Source organism: Serratia sp. BIGb0163, assembly GCF_024809935.1.
Lineage (GTDB): Bacteria > Pseudomonadota > Gammaproteobacteria > Enterobacterales > Enterobacteriaceae > Serratia > Serratia quinivorans.
Genome location: NZ_JANUDZ010000001.1, coordinates 1657733 through 1681596, shown reverse-complemented (window position 1 = coordinate 1681596; position 23864 = coordinate 1657733). Strand labels below are relative to the sequence as shown.

Annotated in this window: 24 protein-coding genes; 20 read left to right on the top strand and 4 right to left on the bottom strand. The window is 51.8% G+C overall.

Features of this window, described 5'->3' with window-relative positions; genetic code table 11:
- Positions 1-82 precede the first annotated feature (82 nt).
- The 16 genes from M2406_RS08000 to M2406_RS07925 all read left to right on the top strand — a co-directional run bounded on the left by M2406_RS08000 (position 83) and on the right by M2406_RS07925 (position 13093).
- A complete protein-coding gene (locus M2406_RS08000; RefSeq protein WP_259189566.1) occupies positions 83-1132 on the top strand; it encodes a major capsid protein in 1050 nt (349 codons plus the stop codon).
- A gap of 1 nt (position 1133) precedes the next feature.
- Positions 1134-1592 (top strand): hypothetical protein, encoded by a 459-nt coding sequence (locus M2406_RS07995; protein ID WP_259189565.1) that lies wholly within the window; start codon positions 1134-1136, stop codon positions 1590-1592.
- The gene (locus M2406_RS07990; protein WP_259189563.1) at positions 1592-1936 is read left to right on the top strand and encodes a hypothetical protein; all 345 of its coding nucleotides are present in this window, start codon (positions 1592-1594) and stop codon (positions 1934-1936) included. Before M2406_RS07995 ends, M2406_RS07990 begins: the two co-directional genes overlap by 1 nt.
- Positions 1933-2475: an ATP-binding protein gene (locus tag M2406_RS07985; protein WP_259189562.1), complete on the top strand. Its 543-nt coding sequence runs from the start codon at positions 1933-1935 to the stop codon at positions 2473-2475. Before M2406_RS07990 ends, M2406_RS07985 begins: the two co-directional genes overlap by 4 nt.
- Before the next feature lie 4 nt (positions 2476-2479).
- Positions 2480-2674: a DUF2635 domain-containing protein gene (locus M2406_RS07980; protein WP_129940355.1), complete on the top strand. Its 195-nt coding sequence runs from the start codon at positions 2480-2482 to the stop codon at positions 2672-2674.
- Positions 2671-4176 (top strand): phage tail sheath subtilisin-like domain-containing protein, encoded by a 1506-nt coding sequence (locus tag M2406_RS07975; protein ID WP_259189560.1) that lies wholly within the window; start codon positions 2671-2673, stop codon positions 4174-4176. Before M2406_RS07980 ends, M2406_RS07975 begins: the two co-directional genes overlap by 4 nt.
- A gap of 9 nt (positions 4177-4185) precedes the next feature.
- Positions 4186-4554, top strand: coding sequence for a phage tail tube protein (locus M2406_RS07970; protein WP_062790459.1), 369 nt, complete (start codon positions 4186-4188; stop codon positions 4552-4554).
- A gap of 1 nt (position 4555) precedes the next feature.
- The gene (locus M2406_RS07965) at positions 4556-4846 is read left to right on the top strand and encodes a phage tail assembly protein (RefSeq protein ID WP_234529136.1); all 291 of its coding nucleotides are present in this window, start codon (positions 4556-4558) and stop codon (positions 4844-4846) included.
- 121 nt (positions 4847-4967) lie between these two features.
- Complete coding sequence (locus tag M2406_RS07960; protein ID WP_259189559.1) at positions 4968-6842, top strand: hypothetical protein; 1875 nt, start codon at positions 4968-4970, stop codon at positions 6840-6842.
- 36 nt (positions 6843-6878) lie between these two features.
- On the top strand, positions 6879-8282 hold the full coding sequence (locus tag M2406_RS07955; protein WP_259189558.1) for a DNA circularization protein: 1404 nt from the start codon (positions 6879-6881) through the stop codon (positions 8280-8282).
- The gene (locus M2406_RS07950) at positions 8279-9349 is read left to right on the top strand and encodes a phage baseplate assembly protein (RefSeq protein ID WP_259189557.1); all 1071 of its coding nucleotides are present in this window, start codon (positions 8279-8281) and stop codon (positions 9347-9349) included. The genes M2406_RS07955 and M2406_RS07950 overlap by 4 nt, the downstream gene beginning before the upstream one ends.
- Positions 9349-9939: a phage baseplate assembly protein gene (locus M2406_RS07945; RefSeq protein WP_259189556.1), complete on the top strand. Its 591-nt coding sequence runs from the start codon at positions 9349-9351 to the stop codon at positions 9937-9939. Before M2406_RS07950 ends, M2406_RS07945 begins: the two co-directional genes overlap by 1 nt.
- Complete coding sequence (locus tag M2406_RS07940; RefSeq protein WP_259189555.1) at positions 9936-10373, top strand: phage GP46 family protein; 438 nt, start codon at positions 9936-9938, stop codon at positions 10371-10373. Before M2406_RS07945 ends, M2406_RS07940 begins: the two co-directional genes overlap by 4 nt.
- 3 nt (positions 10374-10376) lie before the next feature.
- Positions 10377-11525, top strand: a complete 1149-nt coding sequence (locus M2406_RS07935; protein WP_259189554.1) for a baseplate J/gp47 family protein — start codon at positions 10377-10379, stop codon at positions 11523-11525.
- Positions 11522-12196 (top strand): YmfQ family protein, encoded by a 675-nt coding sequence (locus M2406_RS07930; protein ID WP_234529144.1) that lies wholly within the window; start codon positions 11522-11524, stop codon positions 12194-12196. The genes M2406_RS07935 and M2406_RS07930 overlap by 4 nt, the downstream gene beginning before the upstream one ends.
- Positions 12197-12241: 45 nt before the next feature.
- Complete coding sequence (locus tag M2406_RS07925) at positions 12242-13093, top strand: phage tail protein (protein ID WP_259189553.1); 852 nt, start codon at positions 12242-12244, stop codon at positions 13091-13093.
- Positions 13094-13117: 24 nt separating this feature from the next.
- Here the strand turns inward: M2406_RS07925 and M2406_RS07920 are convergent, their stop codons facing one another.
- On the bottom strand, positions 13118-14188 hold the full coding sequence (locus tag M2406_RS07920; RefSeq protein ID WP_259189552.1) for an acyltransferase: 1071 nt from the start codon (positions 14186-14188) through the stop codon (positions 13118-13120).
- A 103-nt stretch (positions 14189-14291) separates the two neighbouring features.
- On the opposite strand from M2406_RS07920, the gene M2406_RS07915 reads away from it, so the two are divergent.
- From M2406_RS07915 to M2406_RS07900, 4 genes are all read left to right on the top strand, one after another.
- The gene (locus tag M2406_RS07915; protein WP_259189551.1) at positions 14292-16367 is read left to right on the top strand and encodes a right-handed parallel beta-helix repeat-containing protein; all 2076 of its coding nucleotides are present in this window, start codon (positions 14292-14294) and stop codon (positions 16365-16367) included.
- A gap of 2 nt (positions 16368-16369) precedes the next feature.
- Entirely contained in the window at positions 16370-17776 is a 1407-nt protein-coding gene (locus tag M2406_RS07910; RefSeq protein ID WP_259189549.1) for a hypothetical protein, read from the top strand.
- A 145-nt stretch (positions 17777-17921) separates the two neighbouring features.
- Positions 17922-18344 (top strand): translesion error-prone DNA polymerase V autoproteolytic subunit, encoded by a 423-nt coding sequence (umuD, locus tag M2406_RS07905; RefSeq protein WP_060441619.1) that lies wholly within the window; start codon positions 17922-17924, stop codon positions 18342-18344.
- Positions 18344-19612 carry a Y-family DNA polymerase gene (locus M2406_RS07900; protein ID WP_259189547.1) on the top strand — a complete coding sequence of 423 codons (1269 nt, stop codon included), beginning with the start codon at positions 18344-18346 and terminating at the stop codon, positions 19610-19612. Before umuD ends, M2406_RS07900 begins: the two co-directional genes overlap by 1 nt.
- Here M2406_RS07900 and M2406_RS07895 read toward each other — a convergent pair.
- From M2406_RS07895 to yeaG, 3 genes are all read right to left on the bottom strand, one after another.
- Positions 19609-20316 carry an SOS response-associated peptidase family protein gene (locus M2406_RS07895; protein ID WP_259189546.1) on the bottom strand — a complete coding sequence of 236 codons (708 nt, stop codon included), beginning with the start codon at positions 20314-20316 and terminating at the stop codon, positions 19609-19611. The genes M2406_RS07900 and M2406_RS07895 overlap by 4 nt on opposite strands.
- 192 nt (positions 20317-20508) lie before the next feature.
- Positions 20509-21777: a YeaH/YhbH family protein gene (locus tag M2406_RS07890; RefSeq protein WP_112364545.1), complete on the bottom strand. Its 1269-nt coding sequence runs from the start codon at positions 21775-21777 to the stop codon at positions 20509-20511.
- Positions 21778-21841: 64 nt separating this feature from the next.
- On the bottom strand, positions 21842-23776 hold the full coding sequence (gene yeaG / locus M2406_RS07885; protein WP_012145456.1) for a protein kinase YeaG: 1935 nt from the start codon (positions 23774-23776) through the stop codon (positions 21842-21844).
- Positions 23777-23864: the final 88 nt, after the last annotated feature.

Below are 23864 nucleotides of genomic sequence, written 5' to 3'. Positions count from 1 at the left end.
AACTGATGCCAGTGCTTTGGCAGGGTTGCACTCGTCCTGAATTCTGGCCGGCTACGGTGCCGGCATCATAAAGAGACTGAATATGGAAAACATTTTTGATACCAGCGTGCTGGTGCAGGTCGTCCCTAACCTGAAAACCAGCCAGAACTGGCTTCTGGATCGCTTCTTCCCAAACGTTGTGACGTACGAAACGGAAGAAGTAGCCATTGATGTGGACGTGGGTCTGCGTCGTATGGCGCCATTCGTATCGCCACTGGTGGAAGGCAAACTGGTCGAGAGTCGTAAATACCAGACCAATACCTTCAAGCCTGCGTACATCAAAGATAAGCGTGCTCCGGACCTGCGCAAGCCAATCCGCCGGCAGATCGGTGAGCGTATCGGCGGCGAATTTACCGCTGCTGAACGTGAAATGCTGAACCTGCAATTTGAGATGGCCGATCAGATTGACATGATCAACCGTCGTCTGGAATGGATGGCCAGCAGCGCCATGGTGTCAGGGAAAGTCACCGTTGCAGGGGACGGTTATGAAACTAAAGTGGTTGATTTTGGCCGCTCACCAGACCTGACCATCACGCTGAGTGGCGCGGATAAGTGGCCGTTAACCGTCGCAGCAGGAGCGACTAATACCCATCCATCGGACGATATTGAGGAATGGCAGACACTGATCCTCAAAAACTCCGGCGCGGTACCGACGGACCTGGTCTTTACCAACAAATCGTGGAAAGCGTTTCGACTGGATACCACGATCAAGGATAACGCCATTACATTCCCGGCACTGAGCCCGTTCGGCAATCAGATTAATGCTGGCGCGCAGGTACAGAAAGGGGCTGTTTATAAAGGCCGTTGGGGCAACTTCGACCTGTGGCTGTATAACGACTGGTTCATTGACCCGCTGGACAATATCGAAAAACCGATGATCCCTGATGGTGCGGTAATCATGTCCGGCGCTGACCTGATGGGAACTCGGGCATTCGGCGTGATCCTTGACCCAAAATTCAATTACGGCCCTCTGGCCTATGCCCCTAAAACCTGGGTGAAAGAAGACCCGGCACAGCGCTTGTTGATGATGCAGTCTTCACCTCTGGTTATCCCAAGTCGGGTAAATGCCGCTCTCTGCGCTACGGTGGTGTGATATGGCAAAAAAAACGCAAGAAAACGAACTGGGCGGCTTGCCGCCCGAGTTACTTGTCGGTGAGCAGGAAAGCCCGGAAACGTTGAAGGTTGACACACAGGACCACGATAATTCTACCGACACCGACACCGACACCGACACCGACACCGACACCGACACCGACACCGACACCGACACCGACACCGACACCGACACCGACACCGACACCGACACCGGCGATGATTCGGATGACGATGAGGACGGTGAAAAGCTGCCGGACGGCATGTTTTCAGTGGTTGTCACCAAAGGTAATACGGTGCGCCATGATGGCTGTGACTATTCAGAAAACCGGGCGTTCACGTTGCCGGTAGCGGATGCGCAGCGGTTGATAGGTCTGGGTGTGGTTGCTGATGTTGAACAACTCCGCAAGCTGGCGTTGCTTCGCAGTGCGCCGGCCGTAACTGTGCAATCGGGGGAGTAATGGGTATCGACTGGGATCAGCATTTGCTTGCACCGTTGCACGGCGTTTTTGGTGACCCGGTTGACTACCGGCCAGCCGGCGGTGCGCCGTACACCGTCAGCGGCATTTTTGATCGTGCCTATACGCAAGAGGTCGAGCCGCTGGACAACGGCAGCACTATCAACACCACTTCTCCGGTGTTGGGAGTGCGTGATAGCGAGTTCCGGGCTCGGCCAAAGCAGGGGGATCGTGTGTTCGTCGGTATCGTCGGTGGGGTACCGGTTAATACGCTGTTTGCCGTGTCGGACGTTCAACCGGATAGCCATGGCGGGACAAAGCTTATTCTCAATAAGGTGAAAGTATGAATGCCAGAGGGATAAGGCTACTGGTCATTGAGGCGCTGAAGAATAAAACCGATGCAGGCGATCGGGTTTATTCGCCACGGGACTGGCCGACCACAGCGGACATGTACCCGGTTATTCTGGTGCAAACGCCGATCGACGTTAAGAGCTCACTGGGCCGAAATGTTCCCCAGTTCAACACTGTGACCACGGTTCGCCTTACGGGCCGCCTGCAGGAGTTGGATGATGCGGCGAAAGACAATGGGGCAGAGAAGGCAGAAGAGGCGTTGGAAGAATTGCGCGAGCAGATAGAGCGCGCGGTAATCAATAGCTATGAACTGACTCGCAAGATTCAGCAGTTTCTGCAGGTGCGCTCTGCCATTGGTATTGATGCCGACGGTGAAGGGCATACAGCCCAATTGCTAATGGATCTGGATATTGAATATTACCAGGGCCCTGAGGAGTTCTATGAAATCGATACTGAACCTCTTGAGGGGATTGACGCAACGATCGCCATGCCTGATGGCACCCCCGAACCACTCGTAAAAATCGATCTGGAGTAACCCTATGTTTGTGAAACCCGCACCGGGGCGCATTGTGCGCGATCCGGTCAAAGGCACCTTTTTGCCTGAATCCGGCGAACAGGTACCCGACAATATTTTTTGGGGGCGCCGCCTGAAGGATGGCGATGTTGAAAAATTCGACCCTAAAGCGGCCGCAAAGCCAGCGACAGGGAAGAAAATCCAGGAGAATGATCAATGACCGTTCCATTTAATCGCCTTCCTTCCAATCAGCGCGCGCCATTTTTCTATGCTGAGTTTGATAACTCGATGGCCAACACGGCGACTGCGGTTCAGCGCACGCTGCTGATCGGGCAAATGCTGTCTACGGCAACTGCAACGCCAGGTATCCCGCAAAAGGTATCGTCTGATTCTGCTGTCGCCGGCATCTGTGGCAGCGGTTCAATGTTGCACAACATGATGACCGCGTACCAGGCCAATGACATTTCAGCGGAGCTCTGGATTTTGCCTCTGGCTGATGGCACCACGGGAACCACTGCAGCAACCGGAAAATTGCAGGTCGTGACAGCTGCAGCCGCTACCGGCGTGCTGTCTCTCTATATTGCTGGCGTGCGTGTGCAACTGACGGTGGTCAGCACTGATGACAACGTTGCTGTGGCGGCCGCCATTGCGGCCGTGATCAACGCTCAAAGCAAATTGCCAGTCATCGCCGAGGTGGATTCCGCTGCTACCGACACAGTCAAGCTGACGGCGAAGAACAAAGGTGCGCACGGTAACAGCATCGACATTCGTCTGAATTATCAGGGGGCCGCCGGCGGAGAAGAAACCCCTCAGGGTATGGAACTGAAAATAACGGTTATGGCAGGTGGGGCCGGTGCGCCAGCGCTGACGGACGCGCTGGGTAATCTGCAAGATCGGGCTTTCGATTTTATCGTCAACCCGTATACGGACACCACGTCACTGGATGCCGTGAAAGAGTTCCTTTCCGATGCCACCGGCCGCTGGTCCTATGCTCAGCAGCTTTATGGGCATTCTTTCGGCGCTCTGGCGGGTACCTACGGCTCTCTGTCTGCTGCCGGAGAGGCTCGCAACAACCAGCATGAAACCCTGTTAGGCATTAACGGGTCACCAACACCCGCCTACCTGTGGGCAGCCGCGTTAACCGGCGCCATTGCACCTAGCCTGCGTAATGACCCGGGGCGTCCGACACAAACGCTGACCATCAGTGGTGTTTTGGCGCCGCAGTTAGAAGATCGCTTCACACTCACGGAACGAAATAACCTGCTCTATAGCGGTATTTCTACTTTTACCGTGGCTGATGACGGCTCTGTGCAGGTTGAAAAGACGATCACCACCTACCAGAAAAACAAGTTTGGCGACGCGGACGATAGCTATCTGAATATCGAGACGTTGTTTCTGTTGATGTTTGTGACGCGTTTCCTGCGCACTCAGATCACCTCCAAGTTCAGCCGCATGAAGCTGGCCAATGATGGCACGCGATTTGCGCCGGGTTCGGCCATTGTTACGCCGAATGTGATCCGCGCAGAACTGATCGCCCAGTATCGCACGCTGGAATACAACGGTTATGTGCAGGATTCCGCGAAATTTGCCCAAACGTTGCTGGTGGAGCGAAACAGCAGCAACACCAAGCGCATCGATGTGCTGTGGACCGGCACGCTGATCGACCAACTGGAAATTTTCGCACTACTCAATCAATGGCGCCGTGCGCAGACAGCAGCCTAAGGAGGATTTATGGGAGATACAACTAACCGCCTGGCCGGTACCGCTTACGTCACCATCGATGGGCTAACGGTCATGGTCGCCGGCCAGTTCAAGTACAGCCCCGGTAAAGTGGAACGGACCACGTTGACCGGGATGGATACTGTCCATGGTTACAAGGAAAAACCACGGGCACCGTTCATTTCTTACCAGGCGCGTGACAGCGGCGGCACGTCGATCGCGCAAATCAACGACTCAACCAATGTTTCTGTTGTTGTTGAGTTGGCTAACGGGAAAACCATCATCGGCGAAAATATGTGGTCCGTGAACACGCAAGATGTTGATAGCGAAGAAGCGGTGTTTGATGTGCGCTGGGAAGGCGGCTCGGTAACGGAGTATTGATATGGCTGTACTTGATAAAACCAAAACGATTGTGCTCTGCCAGGTGCTGACAGTGGGCGATACGCGTTATGAACATCTGGACCTGAAAGAGCCAGCGTTGGCTGAAGTGGAACAGTTTTATGACATTCAGCGTGCCAAGAACAGCATGGCCGCAATGAAGCTACTGATCGCCCTGAATGCGGGCGTGACTGAAAAAGCGTTGGGTGCCATGGCATTTACCGATTACCGGAAATGTGAGGACTTTCTGATGTCTTTTTTAACCTTCGATCCCTCGACGGATGGCAACAGTTAGCCGCTGAGGTGACGAAGTATTACGGGTGGGGGCCACGTGATGCGTGGTCTCTGACCCGTACCCGGTTGGATTTTTGGGCTAACCAAGCCCGGCGCATTAACAAAGCGAAGGCGGGTAAGTAATGGCCAACTCATTCGATTTTGAGCTGAAGGCTAATGACGAGGCGTCGGCCGCGATATTGCGCATTGAAGAGGTGGTAAAAAACCTCAATCCGCTCCTGGATAAAACGCGCGATGCCCTGGCGTTGGGTGGACAGGATTCGAGAGACAATCTGGACGATTTGGGGAGTCGCTTTGACGTTCTGGCAAAGAACGCCCGCAGCGGTGTCCAGTTTGTTGGTGATCTGGTCCCGCCCCTGAAAATGGTGGGCGGTCTCACTCTGGGACTGGGTGGCGCAGCGGCTGTCGTCAATGTCGTTAAAAACAACCTGACCAACTTTGCCAACACCGGTTACCGCATCGATACCATTGCGAAAAACGTCAGCATGACGGCGGATGCTTTTCAGGAACTGACGGGTGCCATGATTGAGAACGGCAGCGCACGAGAAGCTGCCGAGGGCTCAGTTGGCGATTTGTTCGAGAAAGCGAACGATGCAGCGCATGGGCGTAATGATGGATTTTTGGCACTCCTGAAACAGCGTGGGGTGGGAATTAGTCTAACCAAGGATGGGCTGGCGGATGTTGGCAAGCTGGTTAACGATCTCAACCGCTCCATGCAGTCTCTGCCAACTGGCCAGCAAGCATTGTTTGCCAATAAGCTGGGACTTTCGCCTGAACTGCTCAGCTATTTACGCAACACCACCAGTGAGGTGCAACGCCTGAAGGATCAGGCTCGCCGTGATGGCCTTATTTTTAGCGATAAGGACCTGCAGAACGCCCTGGCATTTAAACAGCAACTGAACCAGATCGGCGCAGCCTATGACGGGATGCTGTTGAAGGGGCAGGCCTGGCTGGGGCAATCTGAGACGCTGGCTGCGTCTGTGGACCAGATAAAGCAGGTTATGTCTAACGGCCTCGACAGCACGGCGGTCGGCTCCATCCTGACGTTTAACCGTGGAGGAAAGCAGGCCGATATCATCCGTAATGCGCAGGGCGATGATAAATTTAAAGACACGCTTTCATGGAAAGAAAAGCTGGATTTAAAACTGGGTTATGCATCGGAAGATCTGATCAAAAAGCTCGACGGGTATTACAAGCCGGTTTGGCGCGCGGATCGGTTGAAAGGAGATTTGGATAAAATTTCTGGTATGCCGGGGCCCGGAAATGGGGTTTCTACGCCGTATGGCCAGCCTGGGAATAATGCGCTGGGCTTGCGGAATAACAACCCCGGTAACTTGCGAGCGGCCCCCAATGCCACGGGAAGAAATGGCGGGTTTGTCACCTTTGAAACCCCCGAGGATGGGTTGGCTGCACTATCACGCCAACTGATGTTATTCGGCGACCGTGGCAAAAATACGCTAAATAGCATGATCCCAACCTATGCGCCTTCAAGTGAAAACAATACCCAGGCATATATTGAGGCTGTGGCAAAACAGACGGGCTTTAACCCATCTGAGCAGCTGGATCTGCATTCGCCCGGGGTGCTGGAAAAGCTTATTCCCGCCATCATCAAGCATGAAAATGGTGCTCAGCCGTACACTGCAGACGAGATATCGAAAGGGATCAATGATTCTGTGAATGATGTGCGCTGGAGTGGTTTACGAGACCAGAACAATTTATTTAACCAGCGTCAGTCAGGTGTTTTCGAACAGGGTGATTCTACGGTACCGCTAACGGCCCAATCACCAAAGGCATCTGAAACGCAAGTCTCACTATTCACCCCTAAAACTGATGGTGAAGCAGCGATGGGCCAGATCACCGAGGCCATGTCGAAGGCGATGGACGAGAATAAGTTCCAGTTGGAAATTACCCTGGTTAATCCTCAGACCGGGGAACGCCGAAAAGTGCAAACGGATGGTGGAGGGCGTGTAGCGCTTTCCATGCAATCATTAAGTTAAACCCGCCTCGGCGGGTTTTTTATTTCAGGAGGGATGATGGCTCTGATCACTGATGCGCTTTCTTCACTATTGGGCAGTGGCGAGAGTTGGGACTGGTTTGAGCATATTCACCCTGCGTCGTTTCGTGGCGTACCTTTTGCTGTTGTCAGCGCAGAAGGGGTGTTTGGCCGCCGGCAGGCGGTGCATGAATATCCCTACCGCAACACCGCCTGGGTGGAAGATCTGGGCCGCGGCACTCGAAAAATGACCATTCGCGGTTTCATTGTGCATAACAGCCTGGCGTATGACGCGCCTGATGTTATCACTCAGCGTAATTCGCTGGTGGCAGCCTGTGAAATGGAGGGCGCTGGCACGCTGATCCATCCGACTTTGGGTGAGCTTACTGTCAGTGTCCCGGATGGTGGCCTGCGTGTGCTAGAAAGTGTGGATAACGGGCGATCGTTTGAATTCACACTCACCCTCATTGAGTCCGGCCTGAAGGTTTTCGCCATTACCGGCAGCACACAGGCTGCTTCCCTGGTTCAAACCAATTGGCTACGTACCGGCTTAATGGCCGCCACCAAATTTATCGCAACGGTGAAGGGCGAGATTAGGAGTGTCACCCAAACCATCAAGACGCTACGAAATACGGCAGCGTTTTGGGGAAATATGGTGAAAGGCACAGCCAACGAAGTGACGAACCTCAGCAATGTCCTGAAGTCCACCTTCGGCAGCGCCCGCTATGGCAGGTATAGCAAAGGGAGTGTGGGCGGTGGGGTGTCCGGTTCTACCGGAGCGATTAACCGATCAGACGATACGGCGGATTACGCTGGGCTGGTTCATCAAAAAATGGCGGAGGCGGTGACCGGCCGTGCAACGTTGCTGACCCTCACGGCCACCTTTGAGAGTGTGGCCGCAGTCGATGACTTTCCTGTCGATGCGAGGGCGATCATTGATGAGGTGATTTCGGTAAGTGGCAGCGTTGAGGAAAAGATCCGCATGCTGGAAACCTTGACCTCATACCGAAATGCGACGTTTTACGCGACGGATGCAGAAAATGCTATTGCTCAAAGTGCCACGATCCTGCTTTGCGTTTTATCCGCTGGCGCCCTGGCTGTGGTTGCTGCTGACTATGAGCCTTCAAGCTATGACGACGCCATTTTGATGTTAAACCGCGTCTGCGACACGCTGGATGACGTTTTGCTGATGGCCGCCGATGCTGGCGACGATGATGACTATCTCAACCTGCTGGAAACGCGAAACGCCCTCGTCAATGCATACGGTCAGAAAGGTGCAGAGCTGAGTTCGCTGACGCAAGTTGTAATGTCTGCATCATTGCCGGCGTTGACGCTGGCTAATCGCCTTTACCAGGATGCCGCGCGCGGTGATGAGCTGGTGCAGTCAGTTCAGCCGCGCCACCCAGCCTTTATGCCGACAAAATTCAGGGCGCTGAGAAAATGAAAGATGAACTGATATTGAAGGTAGGCAACAAAATCATTCAGGGCTGGGATGAGGTGAGGGTAACGCGCGGCATTGAACGTTTACCCTCTGATTTCGATTTGTCCCTGATGGATTACTACCCAGGTACAAACGAAAAACAACTCGTTAAAAAGGGAGACGCGTGCCAGGTCATGCTGGGTAACGACCTGGTGATAACGGGATACATCGATCGCTGGTCTCCGACGCTATCGAAATCGCGGCATGAGGTCAGAGCAAGCGGGCGAAACAAATGCCAGGACTTGGTGGACTGTTCAGCAGAATGGCCCAATAACGTCATCAGCCAGGCTAACGCACTGCAAATAGCTCAGCGCCTGGCGACGCCCTACGGCATAAAGGTTGCCTCTGACGTGACCGATCTGGTGACGGTGCCGCAATTCACGTTGAACTGGGGCGAGTCGTCGCAAGAAATTATCGACAGGATCTGCCGGTGGGCGGCATTGCTCTATTTTGATACGCCCGATGGTGATCTGCGTTTGACCCGGGTGGGTACTCGCAAGGCTGCCAGCGGTGTGGCTCAAGGTGAGAACATTGAAACGGCGTCATTGATGGACTCGATGGACGAGCGATTTTCCGATTATGTCGGCGTATCGATGTCGATGACACCCGCGATGGAACTGTCACCTGACAGTGGGTATTCAGCGGTTGCACTGGCAAAAGCGCAAGACCCTGAGGCGGCAAAAATGCGGTATCGCAACCGCATAATCATTGTTGAAAGCACGATGAACTCTCATGGCCAGGCGCAAAGCTGCATCGACTGGGAAATGAACCGACGCTATGGCCGGTCAAGGCAACTGCAGGTGACGGTAGATAGCTGGCGTGACAAAGACGGCAAGTTGTGGGAACCCAATACCCTCATCCCCATCAAGATCCCTACGTTCGGACTCCCTGATGAGCTGTGGCTCCTCTCTGAAGTGACCTTTATTCGTAATGGCTGGGAGGGGACAACGGCGCGGATGGTGCTCATGCCTCCCGAGGCTTTCGCGGTTCAACCTTACCAATTTTATAGCCAGGTGCAGGAGCTTAATTAATGAGTGGCGATATTTTGAGGCAGCTCGGCCGGCGCGTGTCCATGATGCTCGGTATTGGCCGGATCACCGCACACAGCGACGCTGGCGGCATACAAAAGCTTCAGTATCAGACGCCGCTGGAAGTGCGTGGCGGAACACCGCGTATGGCTGAATTTGGCTTTTCTTCAGGTCTGCCGGTGGGCACTGATGTTGTGCTCGCCTATTTGGGTGGTGATCGCTCCAGCGCTGTGATAGTGGCCAGCAACAACCAACAATACCGGCAATCGGGTTTAAAGCCTGGTGAAACGGTCATTTATAACCAGTGGGGCATCTTCATAAAACTGACCGAGAACGGTATTGAAGTCGAAGCAAAGGGCCAACCGGTGACGGTCAGCAATGCGACCACTGTCACGATCAATGCGGCAGAAGGCGTACTGATGAACACACCGATGCTGAAAGTGACGGGCGATGTTATCGATAACTGCGAAAGCAATACCGCCACGCTGAAACAGCTGCGTGATGGCCACAATGATCATGACCACGTCGTGAAAAACGTCCAGAGCGGCAACGATCAGAAAACCAGCGAGAAACCCAGGGAGCCTGTTGAATGAGTGATATCAGTTCTTTCTGGGACGTCGAACGCCTGGCGGCTGATTGGCGAGAGGGACGCGGCGATTTGGTCATCGGCGACGATCTGCAGACCGCAATCATTATCAGCCTGTTTACCGATCGGGTGGCACGCGATGATGACGATATTGATGGTGATGATCGACGGGGTTGGTGGGGGGATGCCGACGAGGAAAATGATATTGGTTCCCGCCTGTGGTTGCTGCGACGGCAGAAACTGGCCCAGGCAGTCGCGCAAAAGGCGGAAGATTACTCCCGGGAGGCGCTGCAATGGTTGGTGGCTGATGGTGTGGTGTCGTCGTTTTCTGTCGCGACTCAGATCGTTTATCCCCGCCGTCTGAACATGGTGATCCGCTATCAAAGGCCGGGGAATGGTAACGATACGGATATGCGTTTTTTTTGGGTTTGGGAGCAATAAATTATGCCATTCAAGCGGCCTACATTAACCGAGCTGCGCGAGAAGAACCGCACACAGCTTCAATCCGAGCTCAGAAACACCGGCGCGTTATTGCGTTATTCCAATATGCGGGTGCTGGCCGACGCCGATGCTGGCCTGGCGCACCTGCATTACGGCTATCTGGATTACATCGCGCTGCAGGCGACCCCTTTTAATTCCACCGATGAATGGCTGGCGGGATGGGCAGGCCTGAAAAGTGTTTACCAGAACGCCGCCAATCCGGCGACAACACCCTCCTATCAATTCAGTGGGACTGCAGGGGCACCCGTTGGCAAAGGGGTTGTATTGCGCCGTGGTGATGGTTATCGCTACAGCCTTGTTGATGCCGTGACGATCGGCTCCGATGGTACTGGCTATGGAAAACTTACCGCAATCCTGCCGGATATTATTGATGCACCCAATGGGGGAGGAATTGACGGCAATGCTGATGCCGGTACTTCTATGACGCTCGATATCTCATTACCTGGTGTTGATGCCAGCGGTGTAATGATTGAACCCGCGACCGGTGGCGCTGACATTGAAACGCAGGAGAGTTTGCGTGCTCGTATGCTGCTGGCGTACCAAAACCCGCCGCAGGGCGGCAGTGATACGGATTATGAGCAATGGGCGTTGGCTGTGCCAGGCGTTACGCGCTGTTGGCCCAAACGGAGGCTGATGGGCGCAGGTACTGTTGGGGTGTACATCATGTGCGACGGAAACGATGAAACCAACCATGGCTTTCCTGTTGGGACTGACGGCATATCCCAGTTGGATGACTGGGGAGCGCAAAAGGCAACAGGTGATCAAGGTCGGGTGGCTGACTACATATACCCACTGGCGCCAGTGACTGCCCTGGTGTATGTCTGCTCTCCTGTGGCCAAGACGGTTAATTTTGAGATCAGCGGTATCAGCCATGTGGGCGGTGACATCACAGCAGCAGTCGCGGCTGCGATCGATAATGTTTTTTTTGAAGGCGGCACACCTGTCGGTAACGGGAAGATTTTTCTTTCTGATCTGAACCGAGCAATCGGGGATATTGACGGTACAGCAGGCTTTATTCTTGTAGAGCCGGCTGCAAACATCGATCTTGCTGTGGGGGAATTGCCTGTACGCGGTGAGGTAAATTATACATGAGCCAATTTACTGCAGAGAATTATCAGCAGGCATTGCAGGCACTCATTCCAACCGGGTTGGCGTGGCCACGGGATCAGAACAGCATTCAGGCCGCCGTTATTCGTGCGTTGTCTATCAGCTTTCAGCGCAGTGACACGGATGCCATCGCATTATTGGTCGGTGCATTTCCAGAAACGGCGACGATTATGCTCACCGAATGGGAAAAAACGCTTGGATTACCTGATGACTGTTCTATCGGAGAGGTTGATACCATTGCCAAGCGTCAGGCCGCTGTAGTATCGAAATTCATCAGCACAGGCGGCCAATCTCGCTCCTATTTCATCGGTATAGCCAATGCGCTGGGTTATAACATCACCATTAAAGAGTATCGTGAAGCCCGCGCAGGCTTGTCCGTTTGTGGCGATGGGCTGAATGGGGATGAATGGCCTTTTGTCTGGCTTGTTGAAGCGGAAGACACAACCATTACGTATGCACGATGTGGAATGTCGTACTGTGGTGATCCTTTGGCCTCCTGGGGTAACAGGCAGCTTGAATGCAGAATAAGTGCACTGGCTCCATCTCACACGCTGGTAAAATTTGGATACATCTACTTTGGATTTAACGACGAAGGCGTTTATGACGTAACGCCTGAGTTTGCAAACATATTCGATACCGCCTCCGGATACCTTTAATTCAATTTTACATTCACTTTATCGTTCAATGAGCGAGGATAAGACATGCAAAAAGTGGGAAGTGTAACCGAAACTGCCGATCAGAACGGCGAGTTTACTAATGGTAATGTTGCACAGGGGGTTCCCCCTACAATATTAAAAGCCGAGATATTCAACACCTGGCAACGCGAATTAGTGGGTGTGGTCGAAAGCTCGGGTATTTCTCTAGATCCTGCTAATGATGCTCAGTTGCTCTTAGCAATTAAGAAAATCATTCAGCAGGTTGGTAATAAACAAGCCCGGTTTGAAACGTCGGGTAATTTCATCGTGCCAGCCGGGATCACAACTGTGTATATCACGGCGTGCGCTGGTGGTGGCGGCGGTGGCGGCGGTGGTGGGTGTATAGCCGGTGGTTATGGCGGTTCTGGCGGTGGCGGAGGTGCGGGATATTCAGTGGTTAAAAAAGCGATTACGGTAACACCAGGAGCAACATACGCGGTGACTATAGGCGCTGCGGGGCAAGGTGGCATCGGTGGTACAAACTCAGGTACAGATGGGCAAAGTGGTACCGCAGGATCGGCAACCTCGTTTGGGACATTGTTAAATCTCGCCGGTGGTTCAGGTGGCGGCTTAGGCGGAGGTTCACAATCTTCTGGTGGGGGTGGTATCGGCGGTGGACTCGGTGGTGGTGATGGCAGCGATGGAGGAAGCCGCGGCGGTGTCGGGGGCATGGGAGGTGGCGGCCCGCTGGGAACTGCTGGTGGTAGTGGTCGTGCTGGAAATACTGGGGGTAAAGATGCAAGTTCAGGGTATGGCTTTGGAACAGGTGGCGCTGGTGGTGGTGGTGGGTATGATTTAGCCGCAAACGGTGGGAAAGGTAGCCCAGGAACTCCAGGGCTGATGCTAATTGAGTGGTAATGAATAAGGGGCTAAGCCCCTTATTCATAATATATATTTAGTGATTTTTATTTTTCTCAATGGATAAATTATAACAAAGCAAAGTATGCTTACTGTTATAGCCAACGCCGGAACTGACAACCAGCGGTTTTGGAATAAATTAGTAATAGGCTCTAACAACTCACGAAGAATCATTAAGTGCAGGCAATATATCCCAAGTGAGAATGATGATGTTATCTTTGTCAGCTTGAAGGTTTTCCCTTCTGGGTTTAGTCTAATGTTAGACAGATAAATAAACAATGAAACCGTACTGATTATTATCAGTGGGGAGTTTCTTTCAAAGAATAAAGGAGATGTTATACCTACATCTTTTGTAATTATACCCATGCTGGAGGAATATAAATAAGTCAATATGGCTATGCTTAGGCTAGATGCTATGAATATAAATAATGGGGTTGTGCTTTTCTGTCTTTCTTTTTTTTCTGTAATATGGTCACGAAGGAATGCCCCTAAGAAATACCACCCGATCAAGCCAAAGAAAGAGTACAGTTCATATACATTTAATAAATCAAATTGCATGTCAAAAAACTGCCTTGCGACTGGGTATAGCGAGTAAATAATTGCCCACATAACAAGGAAGTATGTTTTTGTTTCTTTTGTTGAGTTTAAATATGCGACTGAAATAATTGGTGAGAATAACAAAACACCAATCATAGAGTATAAATACCACAGATGATAATAAACCGGTCCGGCAATTATTGTTTTAATGACATTCAAGCTTGATAGGCGTGAATCACCCAGCCAAACCAAGTAAATAACCGACCAAAATATCAATGGTGGAATGATACGGGCCGCTCGCTTTTTTAGGAAGTATGATAACGAGTGTTTGTCATTTATTAGTAGCGCGCCAGAAATCATTATAAATATCGGGACGGCAAATCTAGAAAAGGAGTTAAATAAATTTAAAGCCCACCATTCACCGTTAATGCTGTCAATGTTAAAAATACATGAGTGTATAACGATTACGGCAAAGCATGCAATTACCTTCATTAGATATAAAGAGTTGAAAAAGCGATTGTTTGAATTATTCATAATGATGTTTTTATTATTAGTCACTGGGTGAGTTCGCTCGTGTAAATTATCTAATTATGCAAATGATAGCCTTATCAGGTTATTTGTCAATCTTATATATACAACTATCTCATTGATAGGAATTAATATGGCTCAAAGATACAATACCGGGAACCCTCGTTCTTCAAACAGCATGAAGGATGTGAACGATAACGCAATAGCGTTTGACGAGTACATCAATGGTGAAGGTGATGAAGCATACGATAGGTTTGAAAAGCCCTTTCCGACGGTGCGCAGAGCTGTTGCTGATCGGATAAATGAGATAACTGGAGCCAGTAGGGATGCTGAAGAGTATGCGGCGGATGCAAAGGTGTCGGCTGATAACGCTCAGAATATCGCTGACGCCAATACGTACTACAACACGCCAGAAGACCCAGACGGAACGATCGCAGGTTTAGCCGGGACGCCGAACGGTAAATCATTCCGTGTGGGGCAAGGCGTTGGAAATGGCTTCAAAACTTACGTCAATAAAGACGGCGTTGCCTTAGAAATTTCAGGCTCGCTTGGGGCTAATGATTTAGCCGTATATGTCAGCCATGATGAAAATAATAACATTGAGTTATCATCTGATGCTGCAGGCAATACCATTTCTGTGAATGATGAGTTCGGAGGGACTCATATTGTTGGTGTTGAAGGTAACGTTCAGGAAAAAATGGAGTCTCTGGATAAAAACAAAGGCCCTTACCTAAACCTTCTGTCAGATGCTGATAATGCTGCATATGGGGCCATCGATGAGTATGGACACCTCCACTTACCTGATATGCAATCGTCCATTCAAGACATGATGAGTTCCCAACAGAAAAAGATTGAGGGTCTGATAAAAAATCGTCGGGTACTCGATGTCAGGGAGTGCGGGTTTAATGCAAAAACAGGAGAAAATGCGACATACGCCATTCAGCGTGCGATCGATTGGTTGAGATGGAACGGAGGTGGCGTGGTTTATTTACCAGAAGCTTATTATCCGCAATCTACTTTCATCATTCCTCGTAACAACGTGTCAATAATTGGCGCGGGTAATAAGTCAATTCTACTTCCCTACAAACAGAATACAGCCATTCGATTTGAGGGGACGCTGACGAATTATCTTGAAAACGTTCTGATGAGTAATTTCACCATCGAAGGTGAAAATCAGGTGCTTTTGCCTGGTGCAGGGTACGTTCCTGACATTAAAGGCACCTACATCAAGCACTGGCGAAACTGCGTAATGGACAATGTCACGATGTTGAATATCGGTGCGACAGCGCTGGGTAACGACATGGCAGACAATTGTTCAATTATTCGTTGTCGCATTGAAAACTTTGGCCGACTGGCTCCCAATGCAGGGAGTGCAGGGATATGGGAGCGTCCGCTTGGTGCTTCGGGTATTGGTATCGGAACCGGCGCTCTTGATGACGAACCTTTATATATGGCGTTCAATACGGTCAAGAACGGGACGAACTTCCCGCTATTTCTTGAGCCTCAAGGGGGCGGTGCGGCCCGTGGCGCTATTGCCATAAGTAATATTCTTATGGGCGGTTATGCTGGACTTGCTGATTGTGGCGTGGATGGGTTCCAGGCAATCGGCAATCAGATGCGCTTGAACAAATTCGGTATCCTTCGTTACCCTGGAACCAACAACGATGGCAAACCAGGGCGACGGGCGCAGTTCATCAGTAATATTGTGGACTCAAACGAGGAGCACGGTGTTTATTCTTATAGCACTAAAACAGACCCGCTGATTGGATGGAACATATACGCACATAACCAGATAACGAATAATGGCAAGGACGGGATGAATTTCCGTTACATCAATAAAGATGTCGTAATGCAAAATGAAACTGTAGATAGCAATCACATCAATGGTAACGGGCGTCACGGACTTAATGTAGAGGCCGCAAAAGAGGTTATTAATTGCGATATAACAAATAATAAGGTATGGGGTAACGGTCAGAAGGAATTAGGCCATGGCGTGAACAGTCCGGTTCCATTTACGGCATGCTCAATCAATAACAATAAAATACGCGACACGCAGGCAACGGTAACGCAGCAATATCCGGTGAACCTCACCGGTGCGTTAACTGATGTCGATATTTCGTTCAACCATTGTGTCGGCAATGCGCAGAATTCACTTAACCTGACCGGTTCACAAACAAGAGTGACAACCAACTTTAATGCGGGAATTTAACCATGGCAACGATACTAAGAAGTAACGGGACTTTTAAAGGCTCTCAGCGCACCTTACCCAGTTCAAATGCGCCGTTACCACCCGGTGCCGCTCTTTTTGCTGATTTCTCCAGCTCCCGGTTTGTGATGCAATATGCCACTGGGCAGGTTAAGCGTTCTGCGACTTTGAGCGAAGTGCTTGGGTTTTCGAGAGCCAGTACAGCCACGCGTGTTGGTGCATCTGGGTTAATTGAGTATTTGGAGTCTGGCGAGCCTGCCATTGAATACCACCCGATCACGGGTAAATGCCTGGGCATACGTACCGAGTCAGTGTCCAATAACCGTCTGGCATACAGCCAGGACTTTACGCAGGCGGCAAGCTGGACAGCTTCCGGTGTCACTTTGACAGCCAACGGCGACAAGTCACCTGATGGTAACGTCACGGCCACAAAATTGATTGAAACCGCAGGAAGTACGGCATCAGTTCATACACTCCTGGCGCTTACGACGATGGCCGCAACAGCATCGCAGCCGTACACCTTCAGCATCTGGGCAAAGGCGCACACCGGTACAGTGTTGCAGATTGCTGCCCAGGGGGCTGTGGCTACAACGCAGTTCGTTAACTTCGACCTGGGTGGTGGGAAGATCGGGAAGTCCTCCCCGCAAGTCCTGCAGGCGACAATGGAGCAACACGCTAACGGATGGTACCGCTGTGCTATCACTATAGCCCCGACATTATCTGTATCGCCGCAGTTCACACTGGCGCTGACAAACAGCGACAGCAGCGCAGCGGCTTTACCTTCGTACATACCAGCAGTACCGGGTTCGGTGTGGATTTGGGGGGCTCAGGCGGAGCGCAGGGATGGCGCCTCGTCGTATATCCCAACATCTGGGGCGGAAGCATCGCGCGCGGCGGATATCTGTACGACGCCAACCAATGCTGATTTCGTATCTGCGAATGGCGGCACGGTGCTGATGACATGCGTACACCCGCACAGTATTCAGTCAGTGAGCGGAGAATACAACAAGCTGGCATGCGTGGCCGTTCTTGACAATACAGCTGCAGGTGCAAGCCTTCGTTTCTCATACCGAAACCTGACAACCAGTAATGGCCGGGCACAGTGGGCGGCAGCGGATGCGGCGGGTGTGTCTCAATCGCTGGAAATTTACAGTCTTTCCCCCGTCAGGGACTCAGAGCAGTCTGCTATTTTTTCCTTCGACAAGCCGAGTCTGAACCTTAAATTGTTCGACGGGTTCAATTGGTACTCTCAAGCGGTTACCGCCTTGCCTGATGCACTTAATCGCCTGGCTATCGGGCGATCCTACATTGGCCCAGAGAACTGGTTTAACGGCCACATCAAGAAAGTCGTGTATTGGCCTACAGGCTTGAGCGAGGAGGAGATGGAGCGAGCGATTTCTTACCTTGCATAACATGCAGCCGGGATGGATCCCGGCTATTCATCAAAACTATCTTTCTTTACCGATCAATATCCTACCTTTCTGAGAGATTTCCGAACTTTCCCCCGCTAAAAATTTGCGCTTATACTGTATAAAAACACAGTAATAAGGCGATATTATGACTTTCTTTTATCCAACACCAAACCCAACCAAACTAGAGATCCCGCTGTTTTCCGATAAAGTACCAGCGGGCTTTCCCAGTCCTGCAGCTGATTACGTCAGTTCACGTATCGACTTAAACGAGTACTGCATCAGTCACCCTAACGCGACCTATTTCCTCTATGCGACCGGCGACTCGATGCTGGAAGCGGGCATCACGGAGGGTTCTATGCTCGTTGTCGATCGCAGTATCAACCCTGCCCATGGCGATATCGTCATTGCCAGTATCGCCGGTGAGTTCACTGTGAAACGCCTTTGCTTGCATCCGCGCGCGCAGTTGGAGCCTATGAACCCGAAGTATGAGCCGATCTCACTCCATGACGGCGGCGACGATCTGGAGGTGATGGGCGTCGTAGTGTCTTCGATAACGAGGCTTAAGTAATGTATGCGCTCGCCGATGTGAATAGCTTTTACGCGAGCTGCGAAACATTGTGGCGTCCAGACCTGCGCGGCCGGCCCGTTGTCGTTCTATCGAATAATGATGGTTGCGTGGTGGCCAGGAGTAAAGAGGCGAAGGCTCTGGGCCTGAAAATGGGGGAACCCTACTTCAAAATTAAGCGCGAATTTGAGAGCGTCGGGGGGATAGCGTTCAGCAGCAATTATGAACTCTATGCTGATATGTCACAGCGAGTAATGGCCGTTTTAGAAGAGATGGCGCCGCGTGTTGAGATTTACTCAATTGATGAGAGTTTTATGGATCTGACAGGCGTCCGTAACTGTATCGACCTTGAAACCTTCGGTCGCCAGGTGAGGGCTAAAGTGTTGCGCAATACAGGGCTAACTGTCGGTGTTGGCATTGGCCAAACCAAGACACTGGCGAAGCTGGCGAACTTTGCGGCGAAGAAGTGGGACAAGACTGGCGGGGTTGTGGATTTGTCCAATGAAGGGCGCCAGCGCAAACTGATGGACTTACTGCCAGTGAATGAGGTTTGGGGTATCGGCCGGCGGATATCGAAAAAGCTTAACATGATGGGAATCGAAACCGCGCTTCAGTTAGCCGACGCTAGCACTACGATGATCCGCAAGCACTTTAGCGTAGTGATAGAGCGGACTGTGCGAGAGCTACGTGGTCAACCATGTCTTGAGCTTGAAGAATTCGCGCCGACGAAGCAGCAGATCATTTGCAGCCGTAGCTTTGGGGATCGCATCACTGAATATGACCAGATGCATCAGGCAATCTGCATGTATGCGACACGTGCAGCGGAGAAATTACGAGAAGAACGCCAGTATTGCCGGCATGTTAGTGCCTGGCTTAAAACCAGTCCATTCTCCATCAATGAGGAATACTACGGCAACACGGCCAGTATAAAACTGAGCACGCCGACGCAGGATACCCGAGACATTATTGCCGCGGCGATGCGTTGCCTTGATGCGATTTGGCAACCTGGTCATCGGTATCAGAAAGGCGGGGTAATGCTGCAGGATTTTTATAGCCAGGGTGTGGCCCAGTTGGGTTTATTCGATGAGCATCAGCCGAGGCATAACAGCGAGAAGCTGATGGGGGTACTTGACCACATAAATAATTCGGGCCGTGCCAAACTGTGGTTTGCCGGGCAAGGTGCGCAACAGGTGTGGTCGATGAAGCGTGAGCTGCTTTCGCCAGCATACACGACGAGACTCAGCGACCTTCCGCGTGCGCGAGTGTATTAAACAAGTGGCGCAGCGATAGGTTTAATCAGGTCGGCACTGTTGTTTCGGATATTGCCGACTGATTTACTTACGGGGTGACAGGCGAAGTCATCAGGTGATGTGGCCGCTTCTTTTGCGAGTTCTTCAGCGCGTTCTGAGCTTGTACCCGGATCCATCCATTCTCGAGCAGCTGCTGGTGGAAGAACGACAGGGCGGCGATCATGAATATCGAGTAGGGCAGAATCACTGGCAGAGGTCACAATGACAAAACCGTCATCATCAGGAGGATCTTTTTCATCGGGGTGATGGCGGCTTATTGCAGCGAAAAAGATCGGCGATTTCGATTCATGATAGATGAAGTAAGGCTGCTTTACTTTGGCGTCGTGTTTGTCTTTCTTCCACTCATACCAGCCATCAGCCATCACCAGTGCACGGCCGTGATCCCATAATGGCTTAAACATTCTGCTGGTGGCTGCCGTTTCAACGCGGGCATTGATAACCGGCTGGCGTTTCATTTCCCGCCACCAATCCGGGCCGTAACCCCACTCGAGAGGATCGAGGTGCAATTTATCACCGCGCTGATTAAGTAACAGCACGCGAGTGCCTGGTGCCACGTTATAGCGTTCAAGAGGTACGCTATCCAACGCCCCCGCAAATTCTAGATCAGATGCAAGCACATCAAGATAATCGGCGCGAGTCTGCACCTGAGCAAAGCGACCGCACATAATTAAACCCCGTTCAATTTACGTACGAAAAGTATAGTCTGCGTTCAACAACCATGGACTTTGTAAGATATTCATTCCCCAAAACGATAGGTAACTTGTTGTTTAATAGGTAACTTCAAATTACTAGATGAAGACAAAAAAACAGCCGGAAAACATAGTTAACCGGCTGATTATACAGGGTTTAGTCGCTAGTTAGGCGGTCTGCTTATGAAAAAGTTCGCGGAACACCGGATAGATATCGTCCGGTTCGCGGATATGCTGCATGGCAAAGTTTTCGAATTTCGCCTGCAGGTCTTCATACTCACGCCACAGTGTTTGATGGGCACGGCGGGTGATTTCAATGTAGCTGTAATAACGCACCATCGGCAGCAGTTTCTTCGCCAGCAGTTCATGACATAGCGGTGAGTCATCGGCCCAGTTATCGCCATCCGATGCCTGTGCGGCGTAGATGTTCCATTGCGCCGGGTCGTAACGTTCTTCAACCACTTCATTCATCAGTTTCAGCGCGCTGGAAACTATGGTGCCGCCAGTCTCCTGCGAGTAGAAGAACTCCTGTTCGTCCACTTCCTTCGCCTGGGTATGGTGACGGATGTACACCACGTCGACGTTTTTATAGGTTCTGCTCAGGAACAGATAGAGCAGAATATAGAAACGTTTGGCCATGTCTTTGGTGGCCTGGTCCATCGAGCCGGAAACGTCCATCAGGCAGAACATCACCGCCTGGCTGGAGGGCTCGGGCCGCCGTTCATAGTTCTTGTAACGTAAATCGAAGGTGTCGATAAAGGGCACGCTTTCGATTTTTTTGCGCAACTCGGCAATTTCCTTCCGCAGCCGTTCCTCTTCCAGTAGTTGCACCGGTTCGGTGTTTTCCATCTGGGTGAGTTCGTCTTCCAACTCATGTAAGGCGCGCCGTTTACCGGCGGTCATGGCGGTTCGTCGCGCCAATGAGTTTTGCAGCGAACGTACTACGCTGATGTTAGCCGGCACGCCGTTGGCGGTGTAACCGGCCCTATGGGTTTTGTACTCGGTGAGCTGCTTGTACTGATTCTTTTTCAGGTTTGGCAGCGCCAGATCCTCAAACAGCAGATCGAGATATTCGTCCTTGGAGATCTGGAAGACGAATTCGTCCTCGCCTTCGCCATCCTGGCTGGCGTTACCCTGGCCGCTGCCACCGCCGCCGCCACCCTGTGGGCGCTCAACGCGGTCATTCTGGACAAAGTGGTCATTACCGGGATGAACGCGGTGGCGTGTGCCACCGCGACCCTGATGAAACATCGGCTCGTTGATATCGCCAGTGGGGATCGAGACGGACTCCCCGCTGTCTACGTCGGTGACCGAACGCTTGTTGATGGCTTCGGCAATCGACTGTTTGATTTGCGACTTGTAACGACGCAAGAAGCGTTGGCGGTTCACCATGCTCTTGTTTTTACCGTTCAGCCGTCGGTCAATAAAATAAGCCATACTTCCCCCAAACGACGTTGCCAACTTTCTACGCCATCTCCATGACGCTAATTCTCATTAGACGTTATGAAGACTTTCTGACCCGCAGATACCATTCACACAGCAGGCGAACCTGTTTGCGGGTGTAGCCTTTCTCCATCATGCGATCGACGAAGTCGTCGTGTTTCTTCTGCTCGTCCGTTGAGGTTTTAGCGTTAAACGAAATGACCGGCAGCAACTCTTCGGTGTTCGAGAACATTTTCTTCTCGATCACGGTACGCAGCTTCTCATAGCTGGTCCAGTTAGGGTTGCGGCCACTGTTATTAGCCCGGGCGCGCAGCACGAAGTTGACTATTTCGTTGCGGAAATCTTTCGGGTTGCTGATGCCGGCCGGCTTCTCGATTTTTTCCAGTTCGGCGTTCAGCGATTCGCGATCGAACAGTTGGCCGGTATCCGGATCACGGTACTCTTGATCCTGGATCCAGAAATCTGCATAGGTCACGTAGCGGTCAAAAATGTTCTGGCCGTATTCCGAGTAAGACTCCAGATAAGCCGTCTGGATCTCTTTGCCGATAAACTCGGCGTATTTCGGGATCAGATAGCCTTTCAGGTGTTCCAGGTATTTCTCTGACTGATCCTGAGGGAATTGCTCACGTTCGATCTGCTGTTCCAGCACGTAGAACAGGTGTACCGGGTTAGCGGCGACCTCTGCGTGATCGAAGTTGAATACCCGTGACAGAATTTTAAACGCGAAACGGGTAGACAGGCCGTTCATGCCCTCATCAACCCCGGCATAGTCGCGGTATTCCTGATACGACTTGGCTTTGGGATCGGTGTCCTTCAGGCTTTCACCGTCATAGACGCGCATTTTCGAGTAAATGCTCGAGTTTTCCGGCTCTTTCATGCGTGAGAGCACGGTAAAGCGAGCCAGCGTTTCCAGAGTGCCAGGGGCACATGGCGCATGGGTCAGTTCACTGTGATCCAGCAGCTTGTCGTAGATTTTGATCTCTTCCGACACCCGCAGGCAGTAAGGCACCTTGACGATGTAAACACGGTCGAGGAAGGCCTCGTTATTTTTGTTGTTACGGAAGGTCACCCATTCGGATTCGTTGGAGTGAGCCAGGATAATACCGCTGAACGGCAGGGCGGAAATCCCCTCGGTCCCGTTGTAGTTACCTTCCTGGGTGGCGGTCAGCAGAGGGTGCAGCACCTTGATCGGCGCTTTAAACATCTCTACGAACTCCATGATCCCCTGGTTGGCGCGGCACAGGGCACCGGAATAACCATAGGCATCCGGATCGTTTTGCGCGTGATTCTCCAGCTTACGGATATCGACCTTACCGACCAGCGCAGAGATATCCTGGTTGTTCTCATCGCCCGGTTCGGTTTTGGCGATGGCAATCTGTTCCAGAATAGAAGGGCGTACTTTGACGACTTTGAATTTGGTGATGTCGCCGCCAAACTCATGCAGGCGCTTGGCCGCCCACGGCGACATGATGGTGCCGAGGTAGCGATTCGGGATGTTATATTCTTTCTCCAGAATATTGGCATCCTCCTGCGGGTTGAACAGGCACAGCGGGTGGTCGTTAACCGGGCTGCGTTCCCCGTTGGCGCTCAGGGTGTAGATAGGCACCAACTGCATCAATGCTTTCAGGCGTTCTGCCAGTGATGATTTCCCGCCGCCCACCGGGCCCAGCAGATAAAGGATTTGTTTCTTCTCTTCGAGGCCCTGCGCGGCGTGTTTCAGGTAAGAGACTATCTGCTCGATAGCTTCCTCCATGCCGTAGAACTCTTCGAATGCCGGATAGCGTGCGATCACGCGGTTGGAGAACAGGCGAGACATGCGCGACTCAAGCGCAGTGTCGACCATGACTGGTTCACCGATAGCCATTAGCAGACGTTCGGCCGCATTGGCATATGCACTGCGATCTTGCCGGCAAATGGTAAGAAAGTCCTGCAGTGTGAACTCTTCGTCCTTGGCAGCTTCGTAGCGCTGGCGATAGTGGTCAAATATGTTCATGGCGATGCCCGTCCTTTCGTTATTAGCACAGGTTAAAGGGAGCTGGTGATAGTGTTTTGGCTCCCGAAAGAAGAAGTTATCCCTGAGT

What these genes read in the sequence shown, in the direction of transcription:
- M2406_RS07950 (WP_259189557.1), top strand. Translation starts at nt 8,279, where the DNA reads ATGAAAGATGAACTGATATTGAAGGTAGGCAACAAAATCATTCAGGGC.
- M2406_RS07955 (WP_259189558.1), top strand. Translation starts at nt 6,879, where the DNA reads ATGGCTCTGATCACTGATGCGCTTTCTTCACTATTGGGCAGTGGCGAG.
- M2406_RS07990 (WP_259189563.1), top strand. Translation starts at nt 1,592, where the DNA reads ATGGGTATCGACTGGGATCAGCATTTGCTTGCACCGTTGCACGGCGTT.
- M2406_RS07980 (WP_129940355.1), top strand. Translation starts at nt 2,480, where the DNA reads ATGTTTGTGAAACCCGCACCGGGGCGCATTGTGCGCGATCCGGTCAAA.
- M2406_RS07970 (WP_062790459.1), top strand. Translation starts at nt 4,186, where the DNA reads ATGGGAGATACAACTAACCGCCTGGCCGGTACCGCTTACGTCACCATC.
- M2406_RS07910 (WP_259189549.1), top strand. Translation starts at nt 16,370, where the DNA reads ATGGCAACGATACTAAGAAGTAACGGGACTTTTAAAGGCTCTCAGCGC.
- M2406_RS07935 (WP_259189554.1), top strand. Translation starts at nt 10,377, where the DNA reads ATGCCATTCAAGCGGCCTACATTAACCGAGCTGCGCGAGAAGAACCGC.
- M2406_RS07995 (WP_259189565.1), top strand. Translation starts at nt 1,134, where the DNA reads ATGGCAAAAAAAACGCAAGAAAACGAACTGGGCGGCTTGCCGCCCGAG.
- M2406_RS07975 (WP_259189560.1), top strand. Translation starts at nt 2,671, where the DNA reads ATGACCGTTCCATTTAATCGCCTTCCTTCCAATCAGCGCGCGCCATTT.
- M2406_RS07930 (WP_234529144.1), top strand. Translation starts at nt 11,522, where the DNA reads ATGAGCCAATTTACTGCAGAGAATTATCAGCAGGCATTGCAGGCACTC.
- umuD (WP_060441619.1), top strand. Translation starts at nt 17,922, where the DNA reads ATGACTTTCTTTTATCCAACACCAAACCCAACCAAACTAGAGATCCCG.
- M2406_RS07925 (WP_259189553.1), top strand. Translation starts at nt 12,242, where the DNA reads ATGCAAAAAGTGGGAAGTGTAACCGAAACTGCCGATCAGAACGGCGAG.
- M2406_RS07960 (WP_259189559.1), top strand. Translation starts at nt 4,968, where the DNA reads ATGGCCAACTCATTCGATTTTGAGCTGAAGGCTAATGACGAGGCGTCG.
- M2406_RS07985 (WP_259189562.1), top strand. Translation starts at nt 1,933, where the DNA reads ATGAATGCCAGAGGGATAAGGCTACTGGTCATTGAGGCGCTGAAGAAT.
- M2406_RS08000 (WP_259189566.1), top strand. Translation starts at nt 83, where the DNA reads ATGGAAAACATTTTTGATACCAGCGTGCTGGTGCAGGTCGTCCCTAAC.
- M2406_RS07940 (WP_259189555.1), top strand. Translation starts at nt 9,936, where the DNA reads ATGAGTGATATCAGTTCTTTCTGGGACGTCGAACGCCTGGCGGCTGAT.
- M2406_RS07945 (WP_259189556.1), top strand. Translation starts at nt 9,349, where the DNA reads ATGAGTGGCGATATTTTGAGGCAGCTCGGCCGGCGCGTGTCCATGATG.
- M2406_RS07900 (WP_259189547.1), top strand. Translation starts at nt 18,344, where the DNA reads ATGTATGCGCTCGCCGATGTGAATAGCTTTTACGCGAGCTGCGAAACA.
- M2406_RS07915 (WP_259189551.1), top strand. Translation starts at nt 14,292, where the DNA reads ATGGCTCAAAGATACAATACCGGGAACCCTCGTTCTTCAAACAGCATG.
- yeaG (WP_012145456.1), bottom strand. Translation starts at nt 23,776, where the DNA reads ATGAACATATTTGACCACTATCGCCAGCGCTACGAAGCTGCCAAGGAC.
- M2406_RS07965 (WP_234529136.1), top strand. Translation starts at nt 4,556, where the DNA reads ATGGCTGTACTTGATAAAACCAAAACGATTGTGCTCTGCCAGGTGCTG.
- M2406_RS07890 (WP_112364545.1), bottom strand. Translation starts at nt 21,777, where the DNA reads ATGGCTTATTTTATTGACCGACGGCTGAACGGTAAAAACAAGAGCATG.
- M2406_RS07895 (WP_259189546.1), bottom strand. Translation starts at nt 20,316, where the DNA reads ATGTGCGGTCGCTTTGCTCAGGTGCAGACTCGCGCCGATTATCTTGAT.